Below are 16,391 nucleotides of genomic sequence, written 5' to 3' on the forward strand. Positions count from 1 at the left end.
AGACCTCAACCATCGCGCTCGTCGGACCGCGGTTTCCTCCCCTGGAGGCTTTCCGACGCCGGCCCGCGTGACCAGCCCCACCGTCGTGATCGGGCCGGCATCCGAAACCCTTCACAATAGCGGGCATGGGCTTGGCTGCGGGATCCGGATGTTCAGCGGGCGGCGCCCCACCTGAACGCTGACCCGCACGGCATCGCCCTCTAACCTCAAGAAAGAGCACGCGCCGCTCCATCTCCTCGGCATTGGCGAGCACCCGTTGCAGCTGGCCGATGAGGGTCTGCGCCACCGGCAACACCAGGCGGGTGCCATTGACAGGCTCATATTTCGTGTTACTCAATGTAACATGAAATGGAGTTGATCATGGCGGCGAGGCCCTATCGGCAGGTGGCGCGGGAGAGCGCGGTGCGCGGCACCGAGCAGCAGATCGTCGAGGCGTTCGCGACGCTGATGGAGACGCGCTGGTTTGACGAGGTCACTCTGGACGAGATCGCCGCCGCAGCCGGCACCACGCGCCAGACGGTGATCCGCCGGTTCGGCAGCAAGGCCGGTGTATTGAGCGCGCTCGCGGCGCAGCAGGACAGCACGATCCGGACGCATCGCTGGCAGGACACGCCAGCCGACATCGCCGGCATCATCGGCATCCTCATCGCCGACTACGAGCGCAGCGGCGACCTGGTGGTGCGCACGTTGAACCAGGAGGATCGCATTCCAGAGTTCGGCGCGGTTCTGGACCAGGGCCGCCGCGGCCACCGGGAATGGATCTCGGACATGTTCCGGCCGTGGCTCGACCGGCGTGAAGGCTCGCGGCGGGACGACCTGCTCGCCGAGCTTCTGGCGGTGACGGACGTCTGGGTCTGGCACCTCATGCGCCGTCGTCAGGGCCACGATGCCGAGCGGACACAGCGCCTGATGACGCAGATCGTGGAACGGCTGCTCCGCGAGGATTGAGGGGCGCCGGCGCCCGAACGCCGGCATATGAGGAGGATGGAGATGGAACCCACACTGCCCCCCGCGGGCCGGCTGCGCATTGTCGTGGCCGGATGGGAGGGCGGCGGCAACGTGCCGCCGACACTTGCCGCCGTCGAGGCGCTCTGCGCCCGCGGCCACGACGTGACCCTCGTCGCCGACGATTCCATCGCCAGCGACGCACGGGCGGCGGGCGCGCATTTCGTGGGCTGGAAGCGGGCGCCGAACCGGCCCGACCGCTCGGCTGCGAGTGCTCCGGTGCGTGACGGCGAGTGGCCCGATCCGTTCGCCGCCATGGCGGCCTGGTCCGAGCGGATCTTCCTCGGCCCCTCCGAGGCCTATGCGCGCGATCTCATCGACGTGATGACGGTACGCCCGACCGATCTCCTGATTGCCAGCGACCTGCTGTTCGGCAGCGTGCTGGCGGGGGAGGTGGCGCAGATCCCCACCGCTGTTCTTGCGCCCAACGTCTCCCTTTCCCCGCTGCCGGGACATCCCCCGTTCGGTCCCGGCTTCCTTCCGGCCGCGAGCGACGCGGACCACGAGCGCGACCGTGCGGTCGCCGGGGCGGTGGAGGCGTTGTGGAACGGCTTCCTTCCGCATCTCAACGCCGCGCGCACGTCGCTGGGGCTTCAGCCGCTCGCCCGCGTGCTCGACCAGATGCGCGCGGCCGACCTCCAGCTGCTGGCGACGAGCGCGGCCTTCGATTTTCCCGTCGCCGGGCTTCCCGAGGAGGTACGCTATATCGGGCCGCTGCTGCGCGAGCCGAGCTGGGCCGCGGGGAGCGGGGATGCCTTCGAGGGGCCGGCGGGGCCGCGCGTGCTGGTCTCCTTCAGCACCACGGAACAGGGGCAGCGCACCGTGCTGGCCCGCCTCGTGGAGGTGCTCGGCGCCCTGCCGGTGGAGGCGGTCGTGACGCTCGGCGACATGCTCGAAGCCTCCGACCTTCCGGCCCGTCCCAATGTGCGGGTCGTGGCGTCCGCCTCGCATGAGGCGATCCTGCCGCAGGCGACCCTGGCCATCACCCATGGCGGGCATGGCACCACCCTGCGCGCGCTCCGGCACGGCGTGCCGCTGCTGGTCCTGCCCATGGGCCGCGACCAGAACGAGAATGCCGCGCGTGTCGAATATCACGGCGCGGGCCTGAGGCTCGACCCGGCGAGCGACGCCGGCGCCATCGCCGCAGCCATCTGCCGGCTGATCGATCAGCCCGCCTTCGCGCAGAATGCGCGCAGGATCGCCGACGCCCTGCGTGCCGAAGCGCCAGCGCGGGAGCGCTTCGTTGCGGAGATCGAAGATCTTGCGGCCCGGTGTCGGGCACGTCCGACCTGCGCGGCCTGAGGCGCCGCCTCCAGCATTTCACATCTCTTGTGGTCGTGACCTCCGCATTCCCCCCGCGGCGGAGGAACGAGGAGCCGTGCCCCTGCGTGGATGTGATCCGCACTGGGGCACGGCTCACCAGCCGCGGTCGTTTCCGGCTGGAGGAAGAGTTGGCGATGGAGAGAGCTCTCGCTGCGAAGGAGGCCACCGGAGGGGGCTCGGTCATTGACCTTTGGCAATCTCTGCCTCCGCCACCCTGCTACACCGATGGCAATGACCTATAGCCCTTCTCAATCACCCTCTAAACTCAAGAAAGAGCACGCGCCGATAAGGCTAAATACTACCGCCGCCGAGAAACTGAGCCCGACATAATCACGAGCAAGGCCGGTCGGTCAGAACCGTTTTCCCAAAGCGGAGCCTTCACAATTTGCGCCGATCGTGGGAAGCATTTGGATCGAAAGTCGTTCTGCCTTTCGGCCCGTGGTGCTTCCTCTGGAGACTATAATGATCGGCAAAATGGGGAGCTTCGGCGTGCGGCGAGGCGGCCACCGCCGTTATCTTTTGGCATTTTGCGCGATCATCGCGGTTTCCGCTGCGCAGTGCCTGCCTTCCAGGGCCCAGGTGCCGGATCGCGCCAGCGTCGGCGACTTTGACGCCAGCAAGCTCCCGCGGGTTCCCGGTGCCAAGGACGTTTTCGCCAGCCCATTTACGACGATCTTCGTCTCACCTCAGGCGATCGGCCCGACGGCTGACGCGGTCGAAAAGGCGCTCACCGCCCTCGGCTGGCAAAAATATGCCGCGCCAGACGCGGCCTCTGCTGAAAACCCGACGATGAAGACCATGACGTTAAAGAAGGGATCGCAGGCCCTCAACGTCTTCATCTCGGTCGCGCCAGCGCAGAATAACGCCATCAGCGTACAATATTCCGCTGTTCCACTGAAGGTGGACCTACCTTTCACGGCCGATGCCGCCAATATCGAATATTCGCCGGACAGGCCATCGTTGAGCCTGACAAGCGGCGAGCCGGTCGAAAAGCTCCTCGATTTCTACCGCCGGGAACTTGCCGGCCGCGGCTGGCTCCTGTGGTCGGCAAAGTCCAATGGCAAGCAGGCAGCGGGAGGCCCTTCGGGAACGCTCCATGACGGCAGGGGCTACGCCTATTTTGTCAGCGACCAAGACCCGAAGGCGACCTTGGCGCTCGTACTGCAAAAGATAGACGCCGGAAAGGTCAAGGTCGAGATCAAGCCTCAGCCGATCAGCGTTCTCGAGAACGCCCGCCAAGTCTATCTCAGCCGCGACAATGTCGCGCCTCTGGTTTCCGTCTCAGATCTGCCGCGCCTCCCGGGCGCACGTGACACAGGAAAGTCAACCGCCGAGCGCGCGTCTTACTCAGTTCCCGGCAATGTTCCCGCCACGACCGCGGCGATCAAGGCGCTGCTGGCCGCCCAGGGCTGGAGCTTCTATGTGGTTCCCTTGGATGACCGGCATTCGACCCGGCTGACCTTCATCAAGGGGCAGCAGGGCCTTTCGGTTCGTTTCACCATTTCGCCCGGCAGGAACGAGGACACCACGGACCAGACCACGGTGGAGTATGTGGCCGATCGGTTGCAATTTGCTCCGCCGGTTCCGGATGACGCCGCCGATGTGATGTTCGACGAGCATCGGCCCTATCTCAGCCTGACCTCGGGCGGCACGCCGCAGAATCTACGCGAATTCTATATCCGCAAGCTTGCCGAAAGCGATTGGGAGCCGCTCCCGGATGCGGACATCGCGGCGAAATGGCCGAATGCGAAGCTCGATCCAAAACCCGCGAATGGCGACATCGCCTATTTCATGCGCGGCAATACCCGGCCACTCACGCTCGTCTTGCGGGCAAGCGACCGCGGCAGGACGTTGGTGGAGCTGAAAACACCCTCTTTCGCCGAACTGCAGTCGGTCGAGGCCGATGGCGACATCTTCGGCCTCCCGGTCCCCAAGCCGCGCAAGAATGCGGGTGGCACGAATGGCGGGACTGGGCGGGAGATCCACGTCCAGGTCCAGGCGAACCTCGAAGCGGTGCTGTCATTCTACAGGGGCGCGCTTTCGGCGCGCGGGTGGAAAGAGGATGCGCCGCGCAGTACGATCGGTCCGGACGAGGCGGTGGTGAATTTCACCTTTCCCGAAGGCACGGCGACTTTGAAGCTCGTTCGCCAGTACGGGCTGACGACCGTCAGCCTTATTGAGAAAATCACCAAGCCCAAGAGCAATAGCGTGACGGGCGGCGGCTCGGTCAATGACATGCTGCAGCAGGCCCAACAGATGATGCGCGCGGCGGAATCGATGCCCGGCGGTGCCGCGATGCCGCAGGACCCCGCGCGCGGGGCCGGCGATTCCGTCGAACCGCTGCGGCCGCTCGCGGGCGGCAGCGCGCCTATTCCGCTCCCGGAGACCGCGCGGGAGGTCGATTTCGACGGCGAGGACGGAACCCTCCAATTCACGAGCGCGTCCAACGTCAAGTCGATCGCCGAGTTTTTCCGGTCGGCCCTGAAGCAGTCCGGATGGCGCGCGAAGCCAAGCGTGATCAACAACGCAAACATGGCGCAGCTCCAATTCGCCAAGGGGAACAAGGATCTCTCCATCACGGTCATGAAGATGGGCTCCAGCACCAATGTGAATGCGCGTGGCTCGGGCCTGCAGATTGCGGGCTCGAAGCCCGATGAGCCCACCCAGAAGAACGAAAGCCGTACGGGCGGTGCGCCAGCGCCGTCGGCAGATGATCTCATCGTCGAGGAGAGCGCGGGGCTGCCGGTGCCCAAACGCCACACGATGTTGGAAGGAACCCAGACACCATTCCGGCGCGAGCTCAACGCCAGTGTGCCGCTCGACCTCGCCGTGGTCCTGGAATTCTACCGTCGCGAACTTGGCAATCGAAACTGGAAAGAGGAGGCCAAAGGCCAGGTGGTCGCGGCCGACCGTACGACGATCCGCTTCACGTCCCCCGAAGGGCCCGCCGTGTTGAAGCTCGGCCGAAAGGGCAATGAAACAACGGTCAACCTCAGCCTGAAAAATCCGGAGGCGGCCCGGAAAGCGGGCATTTTGCCGGAAGCCGGAAAGGCCCGCGTGATGTTCGGCAATATTATGCCAGACGAATTATCACTCACCTTCAATAATCGGGCGATCAAGGTCGCGGGAAATGCTGGAACCAAGGCGCCTGACGGGCCATCCTTGGATCTTGCGCCCGGAAAATACAAATATTCGATCAGAACAGGCGGAAGGGTTCAGGCCGACGAAGTGGAGGTACGCTCCGACGAAACCTGGGGACTGATGATTGGCCCCGGCGGGGTGCTGGCGCTGCAGGCCTATTGATCGGCATGGAGGCCGGTTTCATACGGGCTCACATTGGTGACGATTCAGACAGCGGTGCGGGTGTCGGCTGCGTCCTGGGGTTTGAGTCGCGCTCTGTGAATGCCCCCCTTCCCCCATGACCGCGGCGAGACCGGGAGCGGTTTTCGCATACTGTCCCAAGCGGTTCGGCATGGGGGCACGGAACGCGGGTGTTCCCGAGTTCCGCCTTCCGGGAACCGAAGCCGGCAACAGCCGACTTCGGGCGCAAGCCCAAGCATGACGGGCTATCGCGATTATGCCCTTTTGAATTTCCAACCGGGCTCTAACCGCATGTCAACTGCGTCCTTCGGGGCGAACGACACCGAGGGAGAAGTGGATTGAATGGACAGGGCTGGCCTTCGATTGACGATGGATGCGGGTGCACATCCTCGGTCGAGGTCGGCTCCTGTTCCGATCCATGCTCGCCCAAAAAAGGGGGGTAGACCGATGCGGAATTCGTGCGGCAACATGCGAATGTGGGTGCTTAAGGGGTTGCGCGGGTCGCTCCGGGATCGGCACGAATTGGCGCGAGTTACAGACACCAGATACCGGCACCACCTCAGCCTTGAGGCGAAATAACATATTGAGATCAATAAAGTTCTATAATTTCGCAGGTTGAGCCACAGCTACCCGTCAGGCGACCCGACCCCATCGCGCGCTGACATCGACATGACGCGTCGGATCATTGACGTGGCCAAGCCCCTCGGCATCGAGATGCACGACCACATCATCGTCGGCAAGGACGGCCACGCCAGCCTCAAGGGCCTTAAGCTGATCTGAACGCCCTGGGCGTCAATGGCCGGGGAAGGCCACCAGCGTGCGCACCGAAACGCCGGCCTGCCGCAGCTTGTCGGCACCGCCGAGGTCAGGCAGGTCCACGATGAAGCAGGCCGCCTCCACTACCGCGCCGCAGGTCTTAAGCAGTTTCACCGCGCCGGTGGCGGTGCCGCCCGTGGCGATGAGGTCATCCACCAGCAGCACGCGCTCGCCGGGGGCGATGGCATCCACATGCATCTCGATTTCGTCCTCGCCATATTCGAGGGCGTAGGCCATGCGCACGGTCTGATGGGGCAACTTGCCCTTCTTGCGGATGGGCACGAAGCCGGCCGAGAGCTGGTGCGCCACCGCCCCGCCCAGGATGAAGCCCCGCGCCTCGATGCCCGCCACCTTGTCGATCTTGGACCCGGCCCAGGGCTGCACCAGCTCATCCACCGCGCGGCGGAAGGCGCGGGCATCCCCGAGCAGGGTGGTGATGTCCCGGAACAGGATGCCCGGCTTGGGATAGTTCGGAATGGTGCGGATCGAGCTGGCGAAATCGGCGGGTAACATCGGGCGCTCCGGAAATGGCTGCGCTTTCCATAGGGCGGGATCCGCGGGAGGAAAAGCCCGTTGATGCAGCCTCCCTCTCATGAGGCGGCCTGACGCAGGGCAGCGTGAACGAAGGGATCCGGCAGCGGGCTCGGTCCAATCTTGCCGGCCACTCAGGAGGGCCCGACCGCTCGGTTGCAGGAGCAGCGACAGAACTGGAGCTTCGGCACTCACGATCCGTGGGCTGAAGCGTGCCGCCCTTGCCTGGAGCATTCCCGCCCGGGGCGGAGCCGGGCCCGCGTGAAAAAAGGCGGCAAAACAGAGATAGAGCGCGCTTCCCCGATTCCAAGAGGCCCGTGCTCTTCCTTAAGTTTGGAGGGCGCTTCACCGATCAGATTGATTCAATTTGCTCGGATGGCGCTCTCGCCCGGGCTTAACGAAAAAGGGCCCCGAAGGGCCCTTGATCACACCTGCATCGAGAATGCGCTCAGTGCGCCACGTTCTGCCAGACCTTCTTCTTGGTGAAGTAGAGAAGGCCCGACAGGACGACGAGGAAGATCATCACCTGGAAACCGATGCGCTTGCGCTGTTCCAAGTGCGGCTCGGCCACCCACATGAGGAAGGCGGAGACGTCTTCGGAATACTGCTCAACGGTCTGAGGCGCGCCGTCGGAATATTCCACCTGGCCGTCGCTCAGCGGCTTCGGCATCGCGATTTGGTGGCCGGGGAAATACTGGTTGTAGTGCAACCCCGGCTGGACGTGGGCGTCCGCGGGGGCATCCACGTAGCCGGTGAGCAAAGCGTGGATATAGTCCACGCCGTGCTCCTGGTACTGGGTGAAGGCATCGGTGATGAAGCCGGGGAAGCCCACATGGTAGGAGCGGGCCTTGGCGATCACCGACAGGTCGGGCGGCAGAGCGCCGCCATTGGCCGCGCGAGCGGCATTGTCGTTCGGGAACGGCGCGGGCCAGTGATCCGACAGGCGACCGGGACGCTGGAACATGTCGCCCGCATCGTTCGGACCGTCCGTGATCTGGTACTCGCTCGCCACCTGCTTGGCCTGGGCCTCGGTGAAGCCGGGGCCGCCCGGCGCGGCGAGGTTGCGGAAATAAAGGTAGTTCGCGGAGTGGCAGGCGCTGCACACCTCCTTGAACACCTTGAAGCCGCGCTGGAGCTGGCCGCGGTCGTAGGTGCCGAACGGACCTGCGAACGACCAGGACATGCGATGCGGGCGGTTGTCGTGACCGCCGCCCTCCGCCGCCGTGGCGCCGGACACGCCCGAGGCGAGGAGGAGCGCCGCCGCGACGGCACCGAAGAGACTGCTACGAATGGTCATTGCTGTTCTCTCCGCGCCGGCTCACTTGGTCTCGGGTCCGGCCGCACCGGCGACCACCATCGCTCCGCCCTTGCTCTTGGCGAGCACGGCATCCGCGATGGAGGCCGGCACGGGCTTCGGACGTTCGAACAGGCCGAGCAGCGGCAGGATGACGAGGAAGTGGGCGAAGTAATAGATGGTGAAGATGCGCGAGGCGATGACGTAGCCGCCCTCGGCCGGCTGCGAGCCGAGATAGCCGAGGCCGACGCACACCACCGCGAACACCCAGAAGAACTGCCGGAACAGCGGGCGATACTTGGCCGAGCGCACCTTGGAGGTGTCGAGCCAGGGCAGGAAGGCCAGCACCGCAATGGCCGCGAACATGGCCAGCACGCCGCCGAGCTTGTCCGGAACCGAGCGCAGGATCGCGTAGAACGGCAGGTAATACCATTCGGGCACGATGTGGGCCGGGGTCGCAAGCGGGTTGGCCGGGATGTAGTTGTCCGAGTGGCCGAGATAGTTCGGAATGTAGAAGATGAACCAGGAGAAAAAGATCAGGAACACCACCATGGCGAAGGTGTCCTTGATCGTGGCGTAGGGGGTGAAGGGCACCGAGTCCTTGGCCACGCTCTTGATGTCTACACCGTCCGGGTTGTTCTGGCCCACGTGGTGCAGCGCCCAGATATGCAGGCCCACCACGCCGGCGATCATGAACGGCAGCAGGTAGTGAAGCGAGAAGAAGCGGTTCAGCGTCGGCGCCCCCACCGAGTACCCGCCCCAGAGCCACTGCACGATGGTCTCGCCCACCAGCGGGATGGCCGAGAACAGATTGGTGATCACGGTGGCGCCCCAGAAGGACATCTGGCCCCAGGGCAGCACATAGCCCATGAAGCCGGTGGCCATCATGAGCAGGTAGATGATGACGCCGAGGATCCACAGCACCTCGCGCGGGGCCTTGTAGGAGCCGTAATACATGCCGCGGAACATGTGAATGTACACCGCGATGAAGAACATGGAGGCGCCGTTGGCGTGGATGTAGCGGATGAGCCAGCCATAGCTCACGTCGCGCATGATGTGCTCGACGCGCTCGAAGGCCACCGGCGCATAGGCCACGTAGTGCATGGCGAGCACCACGCCGGACACGATCTGGCAGACCAGCATGAAGGTCAGGATCGCACCGAAGGTCCACATATAGTTGAGGTTCTTCGGCACCGGATAGGCGACTGCCGAGGAATGAATCAGCCCAACGATCGGCAAGCGGCTTTCGAACCACTGCGCGACCTTCCCCTTGGGCTGGTAAGTGGAATGTCCTTCCATGGGTCCAACCTTTTTGAAAGCGGCGACGATGCGCGCGTCAGCCGATCACGATCTTGCTGTCGGATGTGAAAGCGTAGGGCGGCAGCTCCAGATTGAGCGGCGCCGGTCCCTGCCGGATGCGGCCGGACGTGTCATAGACCGAGCCGTGGCAGGGGCAGAACCAGCCGTTATACTGGCCCTGGTGGCCCAGCGGGACGCAGCCGAGATGGGTGCAGATGCCGATAACCACCAGCCACTGGTCCTTGCCCGGCTTCACGCGGTCCTGGTCGGGCTGGGGATCGGGCAGCGCGGAGAGGGGCACGTCCTGCGCCGACTTGATCTCCGCCGGCGTGCGGTGGGAGATGAAAATGGGCTTGCCGCGCCACTGCACGGTGACGATCTGGCCCTCGGCGATGGGGGACAGGTCCACTTCCGTGGTGGAGAGCGCGAGCACCGAGGCGTCGGGCTGCAGCTGGGAGATGAACGGCCACACCATCGCGGCGGCACCCACGGCGCCCACCGCGCCAGTCGCGATGTAGAGGAAGTCCCGACGCGTCGTCGTGTCCGACGTCTCCGTATGTGCCACGGCGCAGTCCCCGATCTGTTGTCGTCTCGGCGCGCGACCGCAATCCACCGGACCGCAGGCCACACGCGATGCACCACCGCACAAGCCCATGCGGCGCTACTTTCAAGGGCCTCTAATTGCACCCCCGCCCCATCTTGTCCAGATCATGGCCGTGCGGCACGCGGTCCTGTCATAATCATGCCGCCCCGATCGGTCTTGCAGGCCCTGCGCAAATGGTGTCCACCTCCCGCCGGCCATTGCCGGCAAACGCGCGAAAGGCCCGGCGCCCATGATTCTCGCCCTCTATTGCCCGGACATTGCCCAAAATGCAGGCACCTGCTTGCGCACCGGGGCGTGCCTGGGCGTCGAGGTCCATCTCATCGAGCCGGCGGGCTTTCCGATGGGAGATGCGGGCTTCCGCCGCGCCGGCATGGACTATATCGACCAGGTGACGTGGCGCCGGCATCCCTCCTTCGATGCATTTGATGGGGAGCGCAGGGCCGCGGGGCGCCGTCTCGTCCTGTTCACCACGCGGGGCGCCGCGCCGCTCTTCGACTTCCGCTTCCGGCCCGACGACGTGCTGCTGTTCGGCCGGGAATCGGCCGGGGTTCCCGATGGGGTCCACGCCGCGGCCGACGCGCGCCTGCGCATTCCCATGCGGGCCGGCGTGCGCTCGCTCAACGTGGCGGTGAGCGCCGGCATCGCCATCGCGGAGGCCCTGCGCCAGACTGGCGGACTGCCGGAGTGAGTCGCCTGCTTTCTTCCGCCATGCCGAGGCGGTAGAAGCCCGGGCCAAACGAACAAGACAGGCGGAGCGCCCCATGTGTCCCTTCACTTCAGCGCCCGATGCGGCGCCCGACGCCACCGGCAATGCGGCGCTGGAGGAGCGCCGCGGCCGCGCCCGCTCCTGGTTCGAGGACCTGCAGGCTCGCATCATCGCCGCATTTGAGGCGCTGGAGGACGAGGCCGACAGCGCGCTCTATGCCGGCGCGCCCGGCCGATTCGTCCGCACCCCCTGGTCGCGCACCGACCATACCGGCGCGCCCGGCGGCGGCGGCACCATGGCGCTCATGCGCGGGCGCCTCTTCGAGAAGGTCGGGGTCCATACCTCCACCGTGTTCGGCGAGTTCGCGCCGGAGTTTCGCAGCCAGATCCCCGGTGCCGCGGAAGACCCGCGCTTCTGGGCCTCGGGCATCTCGCTCATCGCCCACATGGCGAACCCGAACGTGCCGGCGGTGCACATGAACACGCGCTTCGTGGTCACCACCAAGGCGTGGTTCGGCGGCGGCGCGGACCTCACGCCCGTGCTCGCCCGCCGCCGCACCCAGGACGACCCGGACACGCAGGCCTTCCACGATGCCATGCGGGGCGCCTGCGCTACGCACCCCGTCGCCGACTATGAACGCTACAAGGCGTGGTGCGACGAGTATTTCTTCCTGAAGCACCGCAACGAGATGCGCGGCATCGGCGGCATCTTCTACGATTATCTCGACAGCGCCTCCTCCGGCACCGGCACCTGGGAGGAGGATTTCGCCTTCACCCGCGACGTGGGGCTCGCCTTCCTCGACGTCTATCCCCGCCTGGTGCGCGCCAACATGGCCCGGCCGTGGAGCGACGAGGATCGCGAGGAACAGCTGGTGCGGCGGGGCCGCTACGTGGAATTCAACCTGCTCTACGACCGCGGCACCATCTTCGGCCTGAAGACCGGCGGCAACGTGGATTCGATCCTCTCCTCCATGCCCCCGGTGGTGAAGTGGCCGTGATCCGCCCGTCATGAAGGCCGGCTAAGGCTAGATCGCGCGCCGATCAGCCTGCATCGCATGCTGGTCGGATAACGCGTCTCTATCATTACGTTAGAGGACGATTCACCGATCGGAGCGAGTCAATCTGATCGGATCGTGCTCTAGCCGCGCGGCGTCGTGCTTCGACGACAGCGGGAGACACAGCCATGGCCTTCGTGCCCGGAGACATCGTCCAGCTCAAGTCCGGCAGCCCGGCCCTCACCGTGGTGACGGCGTCGGATACCGACGTGTCGGTGGTCTGGTTCGCCGAGGATTCCGGTGAGTTCCGCACCCATGCCCTGCCCGCCATCGCCCTCGACAAGCTCGAAGTCGCCGACTTCGACGACGAGGACGAAGACGACGAGGAGGACGAGGACGAGGACGAGGACTGACCGCCTCCGGCGTCGGGGGTATAGGACTGACCGCCTCAGGCCTCGGACGACATCTTCGCCGCCTCTGCCAGCAGCCTGGAGATGGCTGCGGGATCGGACGGGAAATCAGCAGCGATCCATCGGGCCTCGGACCGTGCGAGGGCCGCGCCCAGCGCGCGGCCAGGCACAAGCCCGAGCGCCATCAGGTCCGCCGCGGCGAAAGGCGGACGCGGCGGCGTCCAGGCCGCAGCCATGGCCGCCACCGCCTCCATGCCGTCCCGGCCATGGGCGGCGGCAAGCAGCGCCAAATCGAGCGCCCCATCCACCCCTTCACGGTAGAGGAACGCCCGCACGGCGCGGCCATCGGGCAGGTCCGGCACCTTGCTGGACAAGGCCGCCAGCCGGCGCGCCTCCGCATTGGAGAGCCGCAGGCGATCCCGCAGGCGCACGGCGTCGTCGGCGACACGCACGGCGAGGGCCGCGAGGTGGCGGATCGCGTCCGGCTTGGCCTGCCACGCCCGCTCCAGCGCCGCGAGCCGCGTGAAGGCTCCCACATCGGCGATCCCGGCGAGGAGCGGCTGGAGGAGCCCGGCATCGCTCATGACGGCGAGCGTCGCGGCGGCGCCGGGGGCGACCAGCAGTCTCAGCATCTCGGCCCGCACCCGCTCCCGCGACAAAGCGAGGAGCCCGGCCCGGCGCCGTACCGTGGCGGTGAAGGCCTCGCGATCCACCGCGCCGGCGCCAAAAGCGGCATGGAAACGGAACAGCCGCAGGATGCGCAGGTAATCCTCGCGGATGCGCGCGTCGGGATCGCCGATGAACCGGACCCGCCGGGCCGTCAGGTCCGGAAGCCCCCCCACCAGATCCACCACCGACCCGTCAGCCGTCGCATAGAGGGCGTTGAGGGTGAAGTCCCGCCGCTCGGCGTCGTGCAGCCAGCTGCGGCCGAAGCGCACCACGGCGCGGCGGCCGTCGGTTTCCATGTCCTCGCGCAGGGTGGTGACCTCATAAGCGTGGTGGTCGGCTACCACGGTCACGGTGCCGTGCTCGACACCGGTGGGCACCGGCTTCAGGCCCGCCTTGCGGGCGCGCTCGGCCACCACCTCCGGAACCGCGGTGGTGGCGATGTCCACGTCCGATACCGGCAGCCCGAGCAGCGTGTTGCGCACGGCGCCGCCCACCACGCGCGCCTCCTCCCCGTCCGCATTGAGCGCGGCGAGCACGGCCATGAGCCCCGGCGTCCGCCAGAAGGGCGCGCCCGCGACCGAGAGGCTCATTTGAAGCGCCCCGGCACGAACACGCCGTCCTCCATGTGGGCCGGCACGTAGCGGCTGCCGGGTGGGGCCACGTTGCCATGCTCGAACAGGAACAGGCCGGCGACCACGAGGGCCACGGCGGCGGCCGCCACCAGGGCGAGGGCGCGCGGCGACCAGTGCTCGGGCACAACGGAGCCCTTGGTGGCGAGCAGCAGCGCGCCGTAGAGCAGGAACGGCGTGAGGAAGAGCGCGAACTCGACGAGGAAGCTGCGCAGCATCAGGCGTAGACCCTTTCGTAGAGGTTGCGCAGCATGCCTGCGGTCGCCCCCCAGATGTTCCGCCCTTCATAAGGCATGACGTAGAAATGGCGCAGCGTGCCCTTCCATTCGCGGGACTGGCGCTCGTGATTGCGTGGGCTCATGAGGAAGCCGAGGGGCACCTCGAACGCTTCCTCCACCTCCGCCGGGTTGAGGGTCAGCACGTAGGCGGGATCGACCAGGCCCACCACCGGCACGATCCAGAAGCCGGTGCCGGAAAGATAGCCGTCGAGATAGCCCAGCGGCCGCACGAGGCGGGACTCGAGCCCCACTTCCTCCCGCGCCTCACGCAGGGCGGCATCGAGGTCGTCCCGGTCGCCGGGATCCACGCGCCCGCCGGGAAAGGCGATCTGCCCGGCATGGTTCGAGAGGCTCGACGCGCGCAGGGTGAGGATGATGGTGGGCTCGGGCCGCGCCACCACGGGAACGAGCACCGCCGCGTGCCGTGGTAGCGCCGCCGGCGCGAGGCCTTCCTTTTCCGGCTGAAGGGCATGGTCGCCATTGAGGCCGAGGAACGCCGCCGGCGAATAGAAGGGCGGCGGCGCGGGGGAAAGGCGGGCCGCGGCGCGGGCGAGGAAATCGGAGAGGGCGTCGGACGCTCCCGTCGCGGCGAGAACGTCCACGTCGGAATCGTGCATCATTCGGCAATATCCAAATCGGCTCCGAGATCTGCCGCCGGCAGTATGGGATAGAATACGCCGGCCGAAGCCACCCCGAACATGGGGATGCCGCCTTCCGCGCGCACCTCCCCCTCGCCCATGAGGTCGAGATGCACCGCCCGGGTCAGCCGCGCATCGAGTCCGCGCCGCACATGGATATAGGGCACCACCTCGCCCGGGGCGCCACCGGGCACGAAGCGCAGGGCATGGCCGGGGCCACAGCGCACGAGATCATCCAGATTGGTGCGAAAAACCAGGGTGCGGCCCTCGGCCGCATCCTCCGCAGCCATTTCCACGGCGAGGAAGGGAGCGTCCTCCACCTGAATGCCCACCTTTTCCACCGGCGTCTTCAGCACATAGCGCTCGCCTTCCCGCGCCAGAACCGAAGCGAACAGGCGCACCAGCGCCGGCCGGCCGATGGGCGTGCCCATATAGTGCCAGCTGCCGTTCGCCTTGATGGCAAGGTCCATCTCGCCGCAATCGGGCGGGTCCCAATCCTCCACCGGCGCGGGGCCGCGGCCGCCGGAGTCGCGCACCGCGGCCATCAGCGCCTCGAGCCGGCCGGCGGCTGGCGTGCCAACGGTTTCGGCAGCGGACTTCGGGTCATCCCCCGGCATTGATCTTCCCTCCCGCAGGGCCGGCGGCCTTCCAAAGCCATGGCCCCTCGCGACGACGTGAGCGGCCCGCCTCCGGGACGGCCGGAGCGGGGCTCGACGCGCGTCGATCTTATCGTAAGCTCTCTGTCCGGGTGGCGCGACCTTTGCTAAGCCGAATCCGGAGTTTGGCACGGGCCTGTGGCCGGGGGCGTTTTGTTGCCGCTTTTTGCGGCAAGCCTGTCCGGAAGGCGCGTGGCGTAATGGAGAAGCGGACATGTCGGCTGCCGGCGAGACCTTCGACCTCGACCAGATGATCATCCGCAACGCGGAAGCCGCCGCAGCCCATGTGAAAGCGGCGCGCACCGCCATCTCCTCGGTCATCTTCGGCCAGGAGACCGTGGTGGAGCGGGCGCTCATCACCATCCTCGCCGGGGGCCATGCGCTGCTGGTGGGCGTGCCGGGCCTCGCCAAGACCAAGCTGGTGGAGACCATGGGCACCGTGCTGGGCCTCGACGCCCGCCGCGTCCAGTTCACCCCGGACCTCATGCCGTCCGACATCCTGGGCTCCGAGGTGCTTGAGGAATCCGCCGGCGGGCGGCGCGCCTTCCGCTTCATCAAGGGGCCGATCTTCGCCCAGCTGCTGATGGCCGACGAGATCAACCGCGCCTCGCCCCGCACCCAGTCGGCGCTGCTTCAGGCCATGCAGGAATACCACGTGACGGTGGCCGGCGAGCGCCACGACCTGCCCAAGCCCTTCCATGTGCTCGCGACCCAGAATCCGCTGGAGCAGGAGGGCACCTATCCCCTGCCCGAGGCGCAGCTCGACCGCTTCCTGATGGAAATCGACGTGGATTACCCGGACCGCGACGCGGAACGGCGCATCCTGTTCGAGACCACCTCCGCCGAGGAGCAGAAACCCCGCGCCGCCATGACGGTGGACGACCTCATCTCGGCCCAGCGCCTGGTGCGCCGCCTGCCGGTGGGCGAATCGGTGGTGGAAGCCATCCTCACCCTGGTGCGCTCCGCCCGTCCCGGCGCCGAGGGGCCGGAGCAGCGCTACATCGCCTGGGGCCCCGGCCCCCGCGCCAGCCAGGCGCTGATGCTCGCCGTGCGCGCCCGCGCCCTGCTGGACGGGCGCTACGCCCCGTCACTCGACGACGTGATGGCGCTGGCCGAGCCGGTGCTGAAGCACCGCATGGCCCTCACCTTTGCCGCCCGCGCGGAAGGCGAGAGCATCGCCCACATCATCCGCCGCCTCACCGAGCGCCTCGGGTGACG

The 16,391-nt window shown here is 66.8% G+C and carries 16 protein-coding genes and 1 pseudogene; 8 read left to right on the plus strand and 9 right to left on the minus strand.

All coding sequences use genetic code 11. From position 1 onward, the window contains the following. A partial coding sequence (locus K9U40_RS08190) for a hypothetical protein (RefSeq protein WP_282889723.1) occupies positions 1-286 on the minus strand: 286 nt, incomplete at its 3' end. A 74-nt stretch (positions 287-360) separates the two neighbouring features. Between K9U40_RS08190 and K9U40_RS08195 the strand changes: the two genes are divergently transcribed. From K9U40_RS08195 to K9U40_RS08210, 4 genes and pseudogenes are all read left to right on the plus strand, one after another. After that, the gene (locus tag K9U40_RS08195; RefSeq protein ID WP_282889724.1) at positions 361-948 is read left to right on the plus strand and encodes a TetR/AcrR family transcriptional regulator; all 588 of its coding nucleotides are present in this window, start codon (positions 361-363) and stop codon (positions 946-948) included. Positions 949-990: 42 nt separating this feature from the next. Further along, the gene (locus tag K9U40_RS08200) at positions 991-2,307 is read left to right on the plus strand and encodes a glycosyltransferase (RefSeq protein WP_282889725.1); all 1,317 of its coding nucleotides are present in this window, start codon (positions 991-993) and stop codon (positions 2,305-2,307) included. A 483-nt stretch (positions 2,308-2,790) separates the two neighbouring features. Continuing rightward, positions 2,791-5,631, plus strand: coding sequence for a hypothetical protein (locus K9U40_RS08205; protein ID WP_282889726.1), 2,841 nt, complete (start codon positions 2,791-2,793; stop codon positions 5,629-5,631). 633 nt (positions 5,632-6,264) lie between these two features. After that, positions 6,265-6,429, plus strand: a pseudogene (locus tag K9U40_RS08210) (JAB domain-containing protein); the annotation flags it as partial. A 12-nt stretch (positions 6,430-6,441) separates the two neighbouring features. On the opposite strand, the gene K9U40_RS08215 reads toward K9U40_RS08210, so the two are convergent. The 4 genes from K9U40_RS08215 to petA form a co-directional block, all read right to left on the minus strand. Continuing rightward, on the minus strand, positions 6,442-6,978 hold the full coding sequence (locus K9U40_RS08215) for an adenine phosphoribosyltransferase (protein ID WP_282889727.1): 537 nt from the start codon (positions 6,976-6,978) through the stop codon (positions 6,442-6,444). A gap of 466 nt (positions 6,979-7,444) precedes the next feature. Beyond that, a complete protein-coding gene (locus K9U40_RS08220) occupies positions 7,445-8,293 on the minus strand; it encodes a cytochrome c1 (protein WP_282889728.1) in 849 nt (282 codons plus the stop codon). Between the two features lie 21 nt (positions 8,294-8,314). Then, positions 8,315-9,589 carry a cytochrome b gene (locus tag K9U40_RS08225; RefSeq protein WP_282889729.1) on the minus strand — a complete coding sequence of 425 codons (1,275 nt, stop codon included), beginning with the start codon at positions 9,587-9,589 and terminating at the stop codon, positions 8,315-8,317. A gap of 37 nt (positions 9,590-9,626) precedes the next feature. Then, complete coding sequence (gene petA, locus K9U40_RS08230) at positions 9,627-10,154, minus strand: ubiquinol-cytochrome c reductase iron-sulfur subunit (protein WP_282889730.1); 528 nt, start codon at positions 10,152-10,154, stop codon at positions 9,627-9,629. Between the two features lie 268 nt (positions 10,155-10,422). Between petA and K9U40_RS08235 the strand changes: the two genes are divergently transcribed. From K9U40_RS08235 to K9U40_RS08245, 3 genes are all read left to right on the plus strand, one after another. Then, positions 10,423-10,881, plus strand: a complete 459-nt coding sequence (locus K9U40_RS08235; RefSeq protein WP_282889731.1) for a tRNA (cytidine(34)-2'-O)-methyltransferase — start codon at positions 10,423-10,425, stop codon at positions 10,879-10,881. 73 nt (positions 10,882-10,954) lie between these two features. Next, entirely contained in the window at positions 10,955-11,896 is a 942-nt protein-coding gene (gene hemF, locus K9U40_RS08240; RefSeq protein WP_282889732.1) for an oxygen-dependent coproporphyrinogen oxidase, read from the plus strand. Between the two features lie 185 nt (positions 11,897-12,081). Continuing rightward, positions 12,082-12,306 (plus strand): YodC family protein, encoded by a 225-nt coding sequence (locus K9U40_RS08245; protein WP_282889733.1) that lies wholly within the window; start codon positions 12,082-12,084, stop codon positions 12,304-12,306. A 35-nt stretch (positions 12,307-12,341) separates the two neighbouring features. Here K9U40_RS08245 and K9U40_RS08250 read toward each other — a convergent pair whose 3' ends face one another. The 4 genes from K9U40_RS08250 to K9U40_RS08265 are packed head-to-tail and all read right to left on the minus strand — an operon-like array spanning position 12,342 to position 15,134. After that, positions 12,342-13,562 carry a CCA tRNA nucleotidyltransferase gene (locus K9U40_RS08250; protein ID WP_282889734.1) on the minus strand — a complete coding sequence of 407 codons (1,221 nt, stop codon included), beginning with the start codon at positions 13,560-13,562 and terminating at the stop codon, positions 12,342-12,344. Continuing rightward, positions 13,559-13,819 (minus strand): DUF6111 family protein, encoded by a 261-nt coding sequence (locus tag K9U40_RS08255; RefSeq protein WP_282889735.1) that lies wholly within the window; start codon positions 13,817-13,819, stop codon positions 13,559-13,561. The genes K9U40_RS08250 and K9U40_RS08255 overlap by 4 nt, the downstream gene beginning before the upstream one ends. Continuing rightward, positions 13,819-14,496, minus strand: a complete 678-nt coding sequence (locus K9U40_RS08260; protein WP_282889760.1) for a CoA pyrophosphatase — start codon at positions 14,494-14,496, stop codon at positions 13,819-13,821. Before K9U40_RS08260 ends, K9U40_RS08255 begins: the two co-directional genes overlap by 1 nt. Then, the gene (locus K9U40_RS08265) at positions 14,496-15,134 is read right to left on the minus strand and encodes a DUF1285 domain-containing protein (protein ID WP_282889736.1); all 639 of its coding nucleotides are present in this window, start codon (positions 15,132-15,134) and stop codon (positions 14,496-14,498) included. The genes K9U40_RS08260 and K9U40_RS08265 overlap by 1 nt, the downstream gene beginning before the upstream one ends. A gap of 289 nt (positions 15,135-15,423) precedes the next feature. Between K9U40_RS08265 and K9U40_RS08270 the strand changes: the two genes are divergently transcribed. Then, on the plus strand, positions 15,424-16,389 hold the full coding sequence (locus K9U40_RS08270) for an AAA family ATPase (protein WP_414114990.1): 966 nt from the start codon (positions 15,424-15,426) through the stop codon (positions 16,387-16,389). Positions 16,390-16,391: the final 2 nt, after the last annotated feature.

It is taken from the genome of Xanthobacter autotrophicus (assembly GCF_030015065.1).
In the GTDB taxonomy this organism is placed as follows: domain Bacteria; phylum Pseudomonadota; class Alphaproteobacteria; order Rhizobiales; family Xanthobacteraceae; genus Xanthobacter; species Xanthobacter autotrophicus_D.

Excerpts from the sequence above, each read along its gene's own strand:
- K9U40_RS08195 (WP_282889724.1), top strand. The coding sequence starts at position 361 with ATGGCGGCGAGGCCCTATCGGCAGGTGGCGCGGGAGAGCGCGGTGCGC.
- K9U40_RS08200 (WP_282889725.1), top strand. The coding sequence starts at position 991 with ATGGAACCCACACTGCCCCCCGCGGGCCGGCTGCGCATTGTCGTGGCC.
- K9U40_RS08205 (WP_282889726.1), top strand. The coding sequence starts at position 2,791 with ATGATCGGCAAAATGGGGAGCTTCGGCGTGCGGCGAGGCGGCCACCGC.
- K9U40_RS08215 (WP_282889727.1), bottom strand. The coding sequence starts at position 6,978 with ATGTTACCCGCCGATTTCGCCAGCTCGATCCGCACCATTCCGAACTAT.
- K9U40_RS08220 (WP_282889728.1), bottom strand. The coding sequence starts at position 8,293 with ATGACCATTCGTAGCAGTCTCTTCGGTGCCGTCGCGGCGGCGCTCCTC.
- K9U40_RS08225 (WP_282889729.1), bottom strand. The coding sequence starts at position 9,589 with ATGGAAGGACATTCCACTTACCAGCCCAAGGGGAAGGTCGCGCAGTGG.
- K9U40_RS08235 (WP_282889731.1), top strand. The coding sequence starts at position 10,423 with ATGATTCTCGCCCTCTATTGCCCGGACATTGCCCAAAATGCAGGCACC.
- hemF (WP_282889732.1), top strand. The coding sequence starts at position 10,955 with ATGTGTCCCTTCACTTCAGCGCCCGATGCGGCGCCCGACGCCACCGGC.
- K9U40_RS08245 (WP_282889733.1), top strand. The coding sequence starts at position 12,082 with ATGGCCTTCGTGCCCGGAGACATCGTCCAGCTCAAGTCCGGCAGCCCG.
- K9U40_RS08250 (WP_282889734.1), bottom strand. The coding sequence starts at position 13,562 with ATGAGCCTCTCGGTCGCGGGCGCGCCCTTCTGGCGGACGCCGGGGCTC.
- K9U40_RS08255 (WP_282889735.1), bottom strand. The coding sequence starts at position 13,819 with ATGCTGCGCAGCTTCCTCGTCGAGTTCGCGCTCTTCCTCACGCCGTTC.
- K9U40_RS08260 (WP_282889760.1), bottom strand. The coding sequence starts at position 14,496 with ATGCACGATTCCGACGTGGACGTTCTCGCCGCGACGGGAGCGTCCGAC.
- K9U40_RS08265 (WP_282889736.1), bottom strand. The coding sequence starts at position 15,134 with ATGCCGGGGGATGACCCGAAGTCCGCTGCCGAAACCGTTGGCACGCCA.
- K9U40_RS08270 (WP_414114990.1), top strand. The coding sequence starts at position 15,424 with ATGATCATCCGCAACGCGGAAGCCGCCGCAGCCCATGTGAAAGCGGCG.